Raw genomic sequence first — 12,903 nt, 5'->3', positions numbered from 1 at the left:
GCGATCCCGGCCGTTCTTCCCTGTCCCGATGTTCGACCGTCCCTGCCCATCCTGGCCGGGGCGGCGCTGCATGTGGTCCGGAAAGGGCCGCAATGGCCTGGCCGGGCCAGAGGCGGATGAAACGTTGTCCATCCGGAAGTGCACCAAAATATCGAGAACATCTTACAAGATTGCATGATCCGGCTGCGAGATGGACCTGCAACCCTCTGGGCAAAGATCGAGGCAATCTGCTCCCGGGCCGAATAATCCAAAGAAGAATTCACGGCTTTTGGTGGGAGAATCAGCTTCTCGCCCGGTGGCAGCAGGGATTCCCGCCGCAGTGCTGCGGGAATCGTGCGGTGGCGCGGATGATGGCGGTTTTCGCACTTGTGCAGGCGGCTCGGTTACGTTGCACTGATGACGTGGCGCTGGCCGGCGCCTCGTGGCTGGCCGACGGCAACCACGGGTCAGATCGGAGCGGTTCCTGCCCTGGCCGGGATCTCTCTCCGTGCCGAGTCATCACGAAACCTATATATGGGGTTGCGTGGGTTGCATCGTGGTGGGTCTGACCGATCGTCCATGCAACGCTATGATGCCGCAGGCAACATCGCGTAGGCACACTATGTGTAGGGTCGTCTACTGGTTGTAGGAGTGCAGATGGGTCTTCGTATCGCAATGGTCGCCGCTTGCCCGTTCCCGGCACGTCGTGGCACGCCGTTGCGAATCGAGCGGCTGTCCGAGGCATTGACGGAGCTCGGTCACGACGTCGAGGTGATCACCTATCCGGTAGGTGAGAGCGACGCTCCCTCGTCCTTCCCGGTGCATCGCACCAGCAAGACCATGAAGGTCGGCACGATCGCGCCGGGCCCCACCCCTAGAAAGCTCCTCCAGTACGATCCGATGCTGGCGGCGAAGATCGGGCAGCTCCTGTCCGACAAGCCTTTCGACGTGGTGCACGCCCATCATGTCGAGGGCCTGCTCACCGCCTGGTGGGGACGCGGCCGCAAGCAGGTGCCGCTGGTCTACGACGCCCACACCATGCTGGGATCGGAGCTGCCCTCGTATGGCGGCAACGTGATCAGCCGGATGATGGGCGGGACCGGCCGCTGGCTGGACGTGCACCTGCCGCCGCTGGCCGACCATGTGGTCACCGTCACGCCCGACATCCGCGACCGCCTGGTCAACTGCGGCCGGCTGACCGGCGACCAGGTCACCGTCGCCATGAACGGGGTCGAGCTGGACGTGTTCTCCCGCGCGGTCGGCAGGGCGCCGGTCGCCCCGGACCGGGTGATCTACACCGGCACGCTGGCTGGCTATCAGGGCTTTGACCTGCTGCTCAAGGCCTTCGCCAAGGCCCGTGCGGTGCGGCCGACCATGCAGCTGGTGGTGGCCGCCAGCTCCAGCTTCGAGCGCTACGAGGAACTGGCGTCCTCGCTTGGCATCCGCGACGCGATCCTCCTCGAGACCGACGACTTCCGGGTGCTGCCCGACCGGCTGGCGGAGGCCGCCATCGCGGTGATGCCGCGCACGGTCTGCGACGGCATCCCGCAAAAGCTGCTGAACTACATGGCGGCCGGCAAGGCGGTGGTGTCGTCGGCAGGGTCGGCCAAGGTGATCCGCGACGGCCAGAACGGCCTGGTGGTGCCCAACGACGATGTCGACGCGTTCGCCGCGGCCCTGCTGCGCCTGGCGGGCGACGCGGAGCTGCGCGACCGGCTGGCTGCGGCCGCCTACGACCATGTTGCCCGGGAATGTGCTTGGTCGCGCACCGCCCAGATCTGCGAGAACGTCTATGTCGGCCTGACCGGTGGTCGCGCCGCCACCCGCTCGACCCTGATGGCCAACAACGCCGCCTGATCCGGCCCCGCAATCATCCGGCCGCAGCCGCCCCGGGCGGCGGTGCCGCCCGCTGCTCCAGGAGCCAGTGCCGCACCGCACGGGCGGCGCCCTCGCTCGCTCGGTCGCGCGGCGACAGGAGGTAGAAGTCCAGCGGGCCGCGCAGGCAGGCCGGCATCGCCCGCACCAGCCGACCGGCGGCAAGGTCGTCCGCCACCAGGAACAGGCTGGCGAGCGCCAGGCCCTGGCCGGCGATCGCGGTATCGATCGTGAGTGCCGTCTGGTTGAAGCGCATCCCCCGCCCAAGGTGGCCGACCGGCCGGCCGAACGCCCTCTCCAGAAAATCCGGCCATAGATGGTGCGCGTCGTGCAGCAGCACGAACCGGGAAAGGTCCGCCGGATCCTGCGGCCCTTCCCCGCCGTCCAGCAGGCGCGGACTGCACACCGCGACGATCTCCTGCGCGAACAGGAGGTCGGCGTCCAGCGCCGCGCCGAAAGGCGGGCGGGCCTGGCGCACTGCCAGGTCGATTCCGTCGGCCTGGAAGCTGGACACCGTCTCGGTGGCGAGGATCCGCAGGTCGATGGAGGGATGCGCCCGGCCAAAGGCCGGCAGGCGCGGGATCAGCCATTTGGCGGCGAACGTGGGCGTCACGCTGATGGTGACCCGGGCCGGCCCCGGGCGGAGCAGGCCGGTGGCCGCGCCGATCAGGCCGAAGGCGCGGACGATCTCCTGGTGATAAAGGCGGCCCTGGTCGGTGAGCGCCAGCCGGCGCTGCAGGCGGTCGAACAGGCGGACCTGCAGATGCGCCTCCAGCCTGCGCACCTGCTGGGCGACCGCCCCCTGGGTGACCCCCAGTTCCTCGGCGGCGGCCCGGAAGGTCAGGTGCCGGCCGGCCGCCTCGAACGCCCGCAGGGCATTCAGCGGCGGCAGTCGGTGGGAAGTCTCGGCCATCGGCAGATTTTCTATTGGCAGGCGCGAACGGAACTGGTTCGAGCCGGCCTCCTAGCAGTGATAGAGGCTGGGTCCAACCGATGACCGCCGCCGGGCTTGCCCCGCCGGCTCCTCCGAAAGGCATCTCCGATGGCCGCAGAGAAAGTCGCCCTGGTCACCGCCGGCGGCAGCGGGATGGGCGCCGACGCCGCCCGAAGGCTCGCCGCCGACGGCTTCAAGGTGGCGATCCTGTCCTCCTCGGGCAAAGGCGAGGCGCTGGCCCGGGAACTGGGCGGGCTTGGCGTCACCGGCTCCAACCAGTCGGTCGACGACCTGCAGCGCCTGGTCGAGCTGGCGATGGAGCAGTGGGGCCGGATCGACGTGCTGGTGAACTCCGCCGGCCACGGCCCGCGCGGGCCGATCCTCGACCTCACCGACGAGGACTGGCACCGCGGCCTGGACGTCTACCTGATGAACGTGATCCGGCCGACCCGGCTGGTCACCCCGGTCATGCAGGCGCAAAAGAGCGGCGCCATCATCAACATCTCGACCTTCGCGACCTTTGAGCCGGACCCGGTCTTCCCGACTTCGGGCGTGTTCCGCTCGGGCCTTGCCGCCTTCACCAAGCTGTTCGCCGACCGCTATGCCGCGGACAACATCCGCATGAACAACGTGCTGCCGGGCTTCATCGACAGCCTGCCGGCCACCGAGGAGCGCCGCGCGCGCATCCCCATGGGCCGCTACGGCAAGGCCGAGGAGGTCTCCGCGCTGATCGGCTACCTGGCATCGGAGGGCGCCGCCTACGTCACCGGCCAGAACATCCGGATCGATGGCGGCCTGACCCGCTCGGTCTGACGCTTAAGGGGCATGTGCCCAAGGTCGGTAAACGACCAAGGCCGCGGCGTCCTTCAGGGGAGCCGCGGCCTTTCTTGTGGTGCGTGGACCGGCGAGGGTCAGAGCGCGGTGAGCTCCGGCTCCAGCCCCATCGCCGCCAGGTCCTTGCCGATCTCGTTCAGGTAGATCGGGTTGACCACCACCACCACGTCCGGCCGGATTTCGGCCAGGGCCTTGGGCGAGAGGATCTCGTTGCCGCAGCCGGCCAGGAACTTGCCGTGCTTGTGCGGATTGATGTCGACCACCGCGTCGACCATCTGGGCGATCTTCAGCGTGGTGATCAGCGACACCGCCTTGGAGCCGGAGCCCCACAGCGCCACCCGCTTGTTCTCGTTCTTCCAGCGCTCGAACTGGGCGCGCAGCCGCTCCAGCTCCGGACCGATCACCGCCCGGAACTGGGCGACCTGCGCCTTGGTCTTGGCCAGATCGTCCTCCAGCTCCAGGCGCGCCTCGGTCGGCCCGTCCACGGGCTTGGCCTCCAGCATCAGGTACTGGTCGTCGTAGGCCTTCCAGAGGTTGGTCACGTCGAAGCCGGTGCGGCGGAACAGGCGGGCCAGCGAGCCGTAGGTGAAGTAGGAGCAGTGCTCGTAGTAGATGTCCCAGAATGCCGGCTCGGTCAGCACCCGCTCGGCGTCGGGCAGCTCGAAGAACACGTCGACATGGGGCCGCTCGCCGATGCTCTCGCGCACCAGCTCCATGAAGGTGCGCACCTCGTGGATGTGCTCCAGCGTGTGCCGGCAGGAGACGTGGTCGGCCTGGAGGTGGCGGTACTTGGGGCCGTAGAAGTCCTGGATGAACTGGAGCCGGCCCGCCGCCTCGCTGACGGTGCGCTCCGGCCGGTAGCCCGGATCGATGCCGATCCCGGCCGCCCCGGAACGCTCGCATAAGGTCACCAGGAACTCGCCCTTGCCGCAGCCGATCTCCAGCGCGGTCTTGCCGGGCTCCAGGCCGAACTTCGCGATCTGGTCGTCGCAGATCTCTTCCAGGAACCGGACGAAGCGCGGCGAGAAGGCCTGGGTCTCCTCGTAGGCGGTGGAGTAGTTCTGCGGCGTGGCGTCGAACTTGACGTTCTGGATGAACCCGCACGCGTTGCAGAAGCCAAGTTCCAGGTCGCCCTTGGGAAACGCCAGCGCCTCTTCGCGTGTGTCCACCATCAGGCAGCTGTGCACGGGAATCCGGTCGACCTTGTAGAACAGGTCGAGGTCCGTGCTTCCGCACGCCTTGCAGACATGGTGCGACATGCTGAACGTTCTCTCAGACGATGACGGGCGTCGGGATCGGGAGGATGAACTTGCCGCCGCGCGCCGCGTGCGCCGCCTGCTGGCTCATGATCTCGTCCTTGAAGTTCCAGGGCAGGATCAGGAGATAGTCGGGCCTGGTCTCCTCGATGACCGAGGGCGCCTTGATCGGCAGGCGGACGCCGGGGATCCAGCGGCCCTGCTTGAAGGTGTTGCGGTCGACCACGTAGTCCAGCAGGTCCGGACCGATCCCCGCATAGTTCAGCAGGACGGTGCCCTTGGCGGCAGCGCCATAGCCCACGATCCGCTTGCCCTCGGCCTTCAGCTCCAGGAGCATCGCGCGCAGGTCGGCCTTGATCTTCTCCACCCGGGCGGCGAAGTCGGCATAGTATCCGAACTTGTCCAGGCCCAGCGCCCGCTCCTCGGCGAGCAGATCGGTGATCGAGGCGTCCGGCCGGTCGATCTTCTCCACGAAGATCCGGAGGGAACCGCCATGGATCGGCAGGCGCTCGACCCGGTTGAAATAGAGCCCGTGCCGCAGGAACAGCGCCTTGAGCGCGGTCGCCGAGAAGTAGCACAGATGCTCGTGGTAGATCGTGTCGAACTCGCCGTGGTCGATCAGGTCGCGCACATAGGGCGCCTCGATCACCGCGACCCCGTCGTCCTTGAGCAGCGTGGCGATGCCCTGCACGAAGCCGTTGGTGTCGGCGACATGCGCCAGCACGTTGTTGCCGTGGATCACGTCGGCGCGCCGACCGCTTGCGGCGAGCTCCTCGGCGACGCTCAGGCCGAAGAAGGCCAGACGGGTGTCGATGCCCTTTTTGCGCGCGGCCTCGACCGGTCCCGGCGCCGGGTCGATGCCCAGCAGGGGAATGCCGGCGTTCTGGTAGTGCTGCAGCAGATAGCCGTCGTTGGACGCCAGCTCGACCACGAAGCTGGACGCACCCAGGCCGCGCTCGGCGATCCGCGCCTCGACGTTCGCCCTTGCATGGGCGACCAGCGCGTCGGTGAACGAGGAGAAATAGGGATAGTCGTTGCCGAACAGCTCCTCGGGCGGCACGGTCTTGAGGATCTGCACGAGCGTGCAGTCCTCGCAGAACGCGACATCCAGCGGAAAGCGCGGCTCGGGATCGCCCAGGTCCGCCTCGGCGATGAAGCCGTCGGAGAGCGGCAGGTCGCCCAGGGACAAAAAGGGCTTGAGGTGCTGCCGGCCACAGGCGCGGCAGCTCACGATCTCTGCCATGGTCAGGCGGCCGCCTTCAGATGGGTCAGGGAAGCGTCGACGGTGCCGCCGGCGATCAGGTTCTTCACGTGCGCCAGGCGCATGTAGCGCGGGCTGAAGAACTCGTCCTTGCTCAGGCCCGCCTGGCGGTAGGCTTCGTAGATCTGCCGGATGCCGGCCTCGACCGTCCATTTCGGCTGGAAGGCCGGGAGCACGCGGGCGATCTTGTCGCAGTTCACCCGGTAGTTGCGCGAATCCGGGCTGGCGTCGCTGGCAAACGTCACCTGCACGTCCGGCACCACCTTGGCGACCAGCTCGGCGACCTCGCGCACCCGGTAGTTCTCGGCGGTCTGGCCGACGTTGAACGCCTCGCCATGGACCGCCTCGCGCGGGGCTTCCATCACCGACTTGAACGCCAGGGCGATGTCCTCGATGTGGACCAAGGGCCGCCAGGGCTTGCCGTCGCTCTTCATCTCGACCTTGCCGGTGGTCACGCCGAACCCGGTCAGGTTGTTGACCACCAGGTCGCCGCGCAGCCGGGCCGACATGCCGTAGGCGGTGGCGCTGCGCAGGAAGGTCGGGCTGAACCGGTCGCTGGCCATCGGCGCCACGTCGCGCTCGGTCCAGACCTTGCTCTCGGCATAGGGCGTGACCGGGTTGAAGCCGGCGCTCTCGTCCAGGTAGTCGTTGCCGGCAGCGCCGTAGTTCGAGCAGGACGAGGAGAACACGAAGCGCTGCACGCCGGCGTCGCGGGCGAGCTCGGCCAGCCGCACCGAGGCGCGCCAGTTGATGTCGTAGGTGGTCTCCGGGTCCAGGTCGCCAAGCGGGTCGTTGGACAGGCCGGCCAGATGCAGGACGGCGTCGATGCCCTCCAGATCCGACCGCTCGACCTGACGCACGTCCTTGACGATCTGGCGGCAGGACACCCGCGGCTGGCCGGGGAAGGTGCAGCCGTCGAACAGGAGGCTGTCCAGCCCGATCACCTCATGGCCAGCGGCCTGGAGCATCGGAACAAGGACATGGCCGATATAGCCGTCATGGCCGGTAACGAGAACGCGCATCGGAGATATCCTCAGTCCCAGATCTTCCAGGGTGCCTGGCCGGAATCCCACAGCTCCTCCAGCCGGACCCGGTCGCGGACCGTGTCCATGCACTGCCAGAAGCCTTCGTGGCGATAGGCCATCAACTGCCCGTCGGAGGCGATCCGCTCCAGCGGCTCGCGCTCGAAATGGGTGTTGTCGTTGTCGATATAGTCGAAGATTCCGGGTTCCAGGACGAAGAAGGCGCCATTGATCCAGCCTTCGCCCAGTTGCGGCTTCTCCTCGAAGGAGACCACCTGGTCACCCTGAATGTCCAGGCGGCCAAAGCGCGCCGGCGGACGGACCGCCGAGACCGTGGCCAGTTTGCCGTGGCGCTTGTGGAACCGGACCAGCTCGTCCAGGTCGATGGTCGAGACGCCGTCGCCCCAGGTCAGCAGGAAGGTGCCGTCCTTGGCGAGATAGGGCGCCAGGCGCTTGATCCGGCCGCCGGTCTGGGTGTTCAGGCCGGTGTCGATCAGGTCGATCCGCCAGTCCAGCGAAGATTCGGTGTGGCGCTCGACGGTGCTGCGCCGCAGGTCGACCGTCAGGTCGCTGCTCAGCGAACAGTAATCCGTCATGTATTTCTTGATGTACTCGCCCTTGTACCCCAGGGCGATCACGAAGTCCTTATGCCCGAAATGGGCATAATGCATCATGATATGCCAGATGATGGGTTTGCTGCCCACCTCGACCATGGGTTTCGGCTTGCTGACGGTTTCTTCCGAAAGGCGGGATCCGAGACCACCCGCTAGAATTCCAACCTTCATGAGCTCCACCGATAGTCGAAAGCCACATCCATACTCCAGATAGACCTAGCTGCCTTTCCGGTACTACCAAGAAGGCAGCTGGCGCACGGCCTGATAGCCACGCAATCCGCCGCAGCACGAGATTTCCGCGGCATTGTTGCGCAGGCGCAAGAGGGATTGCACAGGCGCGAAAGGGGCAGGACGTTGTTGCGCCGGCTGCCACCTAGCCCGATCCCCCGCTTGTCGCCAGCATTGCGCAGGTGACTGGGATCACTTGACCAAGAGCGTGTCACTGACGTGACATGCGCGCCACATTGCAGCCGCACCTTCCCTCCAGAGGCGGACAATCTGGGGGTCGGCAGCATCGCCAGGCCGGGCTTGCCATCCATGGCCGGGAACCCGGGCTCATGGAAATGTTCGCATTCGACGTTCGGTCGCCTTTTCCTGGACGCCCGGCGCCGGGTCTGGTTCCACTGCTCGTCGCATGGCGGATCACGCCGCCCGGGCTGGAGATTCGGGATGCCGGCAATGGAGGTCGATGCGACCATGCGGCTGGTCGACGCCGCCTTGCTGGGCACGCTGTACGATCGCGCCAGGATGGTCGGGCGGGCCGTCGACGGCACCCGGGCCCTGTGCCGGCCTTGGCTGGACCCAGGGGACAGCTTCGTTCTCGGCCGCGTCGAGATCGGCCTGCGCGACGGCGTGGTGGCCCTGGCCGGGCAGGACCGCGACCTGGTGGCTACCCCGGCCGGGCGGCAGCGCCTCGAGGACGAGCTGTGCCGGCCTTTGGATGGCCGGCCCTGCCATCAGTTCCGCGTGCTCCAGGAACAGCTCCGGCTCTGCTTCATCGGCCTGCTCCCGCCCGAGCGGCGCGCCCTGCTGGCGGCGCGGATGCGGCAGGACCGGCAGCGCTGCCTGTCCTGCCTGGGCGAGCGCGGCGAACGCCTGCCGGACGGGCCGGAGCGGCGGCTGGTCCTGGAGCGGCGCCGGATGATGGCGGCGGAGACGGCGGTGCTGGACCAGCGGCTGGCGGCCCTGGGCCTGCCGTCCGCCTGACCTTGCTTCCCTCCGGTCCCGCAGCCGGATGGTCATCGACCTGTCGGTGCCGGGCGGCGATGATGGGCGGACAGGCGGAGCCGTCCGACAAAGGAACCCTTCCATGCTGCTTTCAGCGCATTCCAGTGCGCTCTTGCTGATCGATCTGCAGGGCCGCCTGGTGCCTGCCCTGCTGGACCCGGAAAGCCTGATCGGACGCTGCCGGCTGGTCCTGACCGCCGCCCGGCAGCTGGGCGTGCCGGTCCTGGCGACCGAGCAGTACCCCAAGGGGCTGGGCCACACCGTCGCAGAGCTGAACGAGCTGCTGGCGCCGGGCGAGATCGTGGCGAAGTCGGCGTTCTCCGCCCTGCGCGAGCCGCAGGTGGCCGAGCGGATCGCGATGCTGGACCGGGAGACGCTGGTGGTGGCCGGGGCGGAGACCCATGTCTGCGTGCTGCAGACCGTGCTGGACCTGCTGGCGCGCGGCCGCAAGGTGGCGGTGGTGTCGGACGCCTCGGGCTCGCGCCGGGCGGCCGACAAGAAGGTCGCCCTGGTGCGGATGCGCCGGGCCGGGGCGCAGATCGTCACCGCTGACATGGTCGCGTTCGAATGGCTGGAGCGGGCCGGCACCGAGGACTTCAAGGCGATGGCGCCGCTGCTGCGCCAGCTCTGACCTCGCTTGCCGGGAGGGCCGGCCTGCCTCAGCCGGAGGGTTCGCCGATGTCGACCCCCAGCTGCCGTGCCAGCAGGGGCCGCAGCCGGCCATGCTCGACGAGGCGCAGGCGCGGCCCGCCCGGCAGGATCAGGTAGGCCCAGTCGCCGGCCGGGCGCCTGGCCCAGAGCTCGGCGGTGTAGACGTCGTCCGCTCCCGGATCCGCCCGGCTCAGCCAGCGGATCCAGTGATACTCGATCCGCACCAGGACCTGGCCCGCCGACCAGCCCAGCACCAGCTCGCCCTCGGCCATGCCCAGCCGCTGCCAGCGCTGGGTCTCGGTGCGGGCCGGCCGCAGCGTGCCGAGCGGCTCGGGCAGGACCAGGCGGTGGCCGGGCTCGATCCTGGTCCTGGCGGGTGCGGACGACATGGGGCAGCAAGGTTCCGGATGGAGGTGGGTCCCGGATTCCATCTAGCGCCCGGGCTGCCCGGGGAAAGGGCCGCTCAGCCGAGCAGCCAGCGATGCGCCTTCTCGGTGTTGAACTTCCAGACCCGCTTCGGGCCGGCCATCACGTTCAGGTAGTAGAGGTCGTAGCCATGGGCGGCGGCGCAGGGGTGGTAGCCCTTCGGCACCAGGGTCAGGTCGCCGTCCTCGATCGCCATCGCCACGTCGAGCGAGCGGTCGTCGGTGTAGACGCGCTGGAAGCCGAAGCCCTGCGGGGGGGTGAAGCGGTGGTAGTAGACCTCCTCCAGCGCGGACTCCTCGGGCAGGTCGTCCTGGTCGTGCTTGTGCGAGGGGTAGGACGACCAGCAGCCCGAGGGGGTGATCACCTCGACCACCAGGAGCGAGTGGGCCGGCTGGTCCTCGGGCAGGATGTCGCGCGGGTAGCGGGTATTGCTGCCCTTGCCGCGCGAGCTGGTGCGCACGTCGTCGGGCGCGATCAGGCGCGGCGCGTAGTCGCCGCCGCCCGGCGCCTTGCAGATCGCCAGCTCGACCGAGCCATTAGCCTCCAGGCGCAGCCGCCGGTGCCAGGGCACGTAGACCGAGTGCGGCAGGGCGGAGAACGGGTCAGGCCGCCCGCCGACCCCTGGCCAGACCGGGCCCTCGGCGATGGCGATGTCGCACTGCCCGGAGATCAGGACAATGCACCATTCCTCCTCGCCGGTGGCGAGGTCGAGAGACTGGCCGGGATGGAGCCGCCAGAGGTCGAAGCCGACATAGGTCCAGCCGGCGCTCCTCGGCGTCACCCGGTGGACGAGGCCGCTGGGATCGGGCGCATGGTTCTTCAGCTGCAGGTCGCTCATCGGGCCGCCTCCGCCTTCGCCCGATCCCAGGCCGAGATCAGGTCGCCATAGATCCCCGCCATCGCCGCGCTTGCCGCATCGTCGTCGATCCGGCCGTCCAGCCAGCCGTCCAGGGCCTGGCCGAAGATCGAGCGGCCGATCGCGAAGCCGCGGCAGACCGGGTGGCGGGCCGCCAGGGCGAAGCTTTCGACCAGCCGGTCGAGCGGCGCCTCCAGGCCCAGCAGCAAGACGCCCCGGCAATGCGGGTCGTGGCGCACGATCACGTCGCGGATCGCCCGCCAGCCCCCATCGCCCGCGGGCGTCTCCAGCTTCCACCAGTCGGGGTGGATGCCGAGCTCGTAGTAGCGCGCCATCACGCGCGGCACGCTCAGCTCGTCCACAGGCTTGCCGGATTTCGAGGCGATCACTTCCAGGAGCAGCTCGTGGCCGGTCCGCCGGCAGGCGTCGAACAGCTGCGCGACCTTGCGCTCCTGGACTGCCCGGAGCGCCGGGTCGTCGTCGGGATGCTGGAACACCAGGCATTTGACGCAGTGGTCGAGCGGCCATTCCTTCAGGCTGGAGCCGCAATCGTCGCCGCCCTCGAACGCCAGGGGCACGGTCGCCGGGTACTCGATCGGCCGGCCGATCCAAAGGCCGGTGCCGGCGGCGCGGTGCAGCGCCTGCTGGCCCAGCCGGGCATCCACCAGGATCCCGCCATCGGCGCGGCCTTGCGTGGCGGCCAGCGCCGCGTCCAGGGCCAGCTCCTTGAACCGGCCGATCCGCTCCGCCGGCAGGCCACGCTCGGCGACCTTGTTCTCCAGCTGGATGCGGTGGTCGAAGGCGAAGGCCAGGACCTGGCCCTGGCGGCGGCGCCGGTTGGTCGACCAGTGCAGCTGCTCCAGCCGGGCGTCCTCGCGCAGCCGCCGGGTCGGGCTGCCCTCGCGCAGGAAGGACTGCAGCTCGGTCCAGGATGGGCCGGACGGGGCGCAGCCATGGCGGCTGACGGTGATCGCACCGCAGGCATTGGCGAAGCGCGCGCACTGGGCGAGCGGCTCGTCGCGCAGGTAGCCGCGCAGGAACCCGCTCATGAAGCTGTCGCCGGCGCCCAGCACGTTGAAGACCTCGATCGGAAAGCCCTGGCCGGTGATCCCGTCCTCCAGGGAAGAGGGGATCGGGCCGTCGAACAGGACGCAGCCCATCGGCCCGCGCTTGAGCACGATCAGGGCCCCTGGCGCCGCCTCTCGCACCCGGCGCAGGGCCGAAAGGGTGTCGGTGGAGCCGCCGGCGATGTGGATCTCCTCCTCGGTGCCCACCACCACGTCGCAGCCGGGCAGGATCGACTGCAGGTGCCGCGACACGTCGTCGGCGGCGACGAACCGCTCCTCGCCGCTGTCATGCCCGCCGATCCCCCACAAAACCGGGCGGTAGTCGATGTCCAGGACGATCCGGCGCCCGTGCGCTTTCGCGATCGCCATGGCGCGGCGGCTGGTGGCGTCCAGGTTGGGGCGGCTGAAATGGGTGCCGGTGACCAGCAGTGCTTTGGCCGAGGCGACCAGCTCCGGGTCGACATCGTCCGGCTGCATCGCCGCGTCGGCGCAGTTCTCGCGGTAGAAGATCAGCGGAAAGCTGTGCTGGTCGCGGATCCCCAGGATCACCAGGGCGGTCAGCCGGTCCGGGTCGGTGACGACGCCGCTGGTGTCGACCCCGTCGCGGCGCAGCTGCTCGGTGATGAACCGGCCCATATGCTCGTTGCCGACCCGGGTGATCAGGGCCGAGCGCAGGCCCAGCCTGGCCGTGCCGATCGCGATGTTGGCCGGGCAGCCGCCCACATACTTGGCGAAGCTCGCCATATCCTCGAGCCTGCCGCCGACCTGCTCGCCATAAAGGTCGACCGAGCTGCGGCCCAGGGTCACCACGTCGAGACCGATCGTCATCGCCCCACCCGAACTTTCCGTTTTCTGCCGCCATCATCGACCAGGAGAGCGGGCATGGTCCAGCCGTCTCGGC

General features: G+C 68.7%; 12 protein-coding genes. 4 read left to right on the top strand and 8 right to left on the bottom strand.

The features are described from left to right. Nucleotides 1-636 precede the first annotated feature (636 nt). Entirely contained in the window at nt 637-1,836 is a 1,200-nt protein-coding gene (locus tag GEMRO_RS0108450; protein ID WP_084506710.1) for a glycosyltransferase family 4 protein, read from the top strand. A gap of 13 nt (nt 1,837-1,849) precedes the next feature. On the opposite strand, the gene GEMRO_RS0108445 is transcribed toward GEMRO_RS0108450, so the two are convergent. After that, nucleotides 1,850-2,767 carry a LysR substrate-binding domain-containing protein gene (locus tag GEMRO_RS0108445; protein WP_027133639.1) on the bottom strand — a complete coding sequence of 306 codons (918 nt, stop codon included), beginning with the start codon at nt 2,765-2,767 and terminating at the stop codon, nt 1,850-1,852. A gap of 129 nt (nt 2,768-2,896) precedes the next feature. Between GEMRO_RS0108445 and GEMRO_RS0108440 the strand changes: the two genes are divergently transcribed. Beyond that, nucleotides 2,897-3,601: an SDR family oxidoreductase gene (locus GEMRO_RS0108440; protein WP_027133638.1), complete on the top strand. Its 705-nt coding sequence runs from the start codon at nt 2,897-2,899 to the stop codon at nt 3,599-3,601. Between the two features lie 98 nt (nt 3,602-3,699). Here GEMRO_RS0108440 and GEMRO_RS0108435 read toward each other — a convergent pair whose 3' ends face one another. From GEMRO_RS0108435 to rfbF, 4 genes are read right to left on the bottom strand one after another with little or no spacing between them, the layout of a single operon-like run. Beyond that, nucleotides 3,700-4,881: a class I SAM-dependent methyltransferase gene (locus tag GEMRO_RS0108435; protein ID WP_027133637.1), complete on the bottom strand. Its 1,182-nt coding sequence runs from the start codon at nt 4,879-4,881 to the stop codon at nt 3,700-3,702. Between the two features lie 13 nt (nt 4,882-4,894). Continuing rightward, nucleotides 4,895-6,121: a class I SAM-dependent methyltransferase gene (locus GEMRO_RS0108430; RefSeq protein ID WP_027133636.1), complete on the bottom strand. Its 1,227-nt coding sequence runs from the start codon at nt 6,119-6,121 to the stop codon at nt 4,895-4,897. Between the two features lie 2 nt (nt 6,122-6,123). Beyond that, complete coding sequence (locus GEMRO_RS0108425; protein WP_027133635.1) at nt 6,124-7,161, bottom strand: NAD-dependent epimerase/dehydratase family protein; 1,038 nt, start codon at nt 7,159-7,161, stop codon at nt 6,124-6,126. 11 nt (nt 7,162-7,172) lie between these two features. After that, the gene (gene rfbF, locus GEMRO_RS0108420) at nt 7,173-7,946 is read right to left on the bottom strand and encodes a glucose-1-phosphate cytidylyltransferase (protein ID WP_027133634.1); all 774 of its coding nucleotides are present in this window, start codon (nt 7,944-7,946) and stop codon (nt 7,173-7,175) included. 498 nt (nt 7,947-8,444) lie between these two features. On the opposite strand from rfbF, the gene GEMRO_RS0108415 reads away from it, so the two are divergent. Both GEMRO_RS0108415 and GEMRO_RS0108410 read left to right on the top strand, forming a co-directional pair. After that, nucleotides 8,445-8,981: a hypothetical protein gene (locus GEMRO_RS0108415; protein ID WP_157505508.1), complete on the top strand. Its 537-nt coding sequence runs from the start codon at nt 8,445-8,447 to the stop codon at nt 8,979-8,981. A gap of 103 nt (nt 8,982-9,084) precedes the next feature. Further along, the gene (locus tag GEMRO_RS0108410) at nt 9,085-9,633 is read left to right on the top strand and encodes a hydrolase (protein WP_027133632.1); all 549 of its coding nucleotides are present in this window, start codon (nt 9,085-9,087) and stop codon (nt 9,631-9,633) included. A gap of 28 nt (nt 9,634-9,661) precedes the next feature. Here GEMRO_RS0108410 and GEMRO_RS0108405 read toward each other — a convergent pair whose 3' ends face one another. The 3 genes from GEMRO_RS0108405 to GEMRO_RS0108395 form a co-directional block, all read right to left on the bottom strand. After that, entirely contained in the window at nt 9,662-10,042 is a 381-nt protein-coding gene (locus GEMRO_RS0108405; protein ID WP_027133631.1) for a hypothetical protein, read from the bottom strand. Between the two features lie 74 nt (nt 10,043-10,116). After that, entirely contained in the window at nt 10,117-10,917 is an 801-nt protein-coding gene (gene iolB, locus GEMRO_RS0108400) for a 5-deoxy-glucuronate isomerase (RefSeq protein WP_027133630.1), read from the bottom strand. Then, on the bottom strand, nt 10,914-12,830 hold the full coding sequence (locus GEMRO_RS0108395; protein WP_027133629.1) for a bifunctional 5-dehydro-2-deoxygluconokinase/5-dehydro-2-deoxyphosphogluconate aldolase: 1,917 nt from the start codon (nt 12,828-12,830) through the stop codon (nt 10,914-10,916). The genes iolB and GEMRO_RS0108395 overlap by 4 nt, the downstream gene beginning before the upstream one ends. Between the last annotated feature and the right edge of the window lie 73 nt (nt 12,831-12,903).

Origin of the sequence: Geminicoccus roseus DSM 18922 (genome assembly GCF_000427665.1) — a bacterium.
Classification (GTDB): Bacteria; Pseudomonadota; Alphaproteobacteria; order Geminicoccales; family Geminicoccaceae; genus Geminicoccus; species Geminicoccus roseus.
Note: the sequence above shows the minus strand (reverse complement) of the source record. Positions and strands in the feature narration are given on the sequence as shown.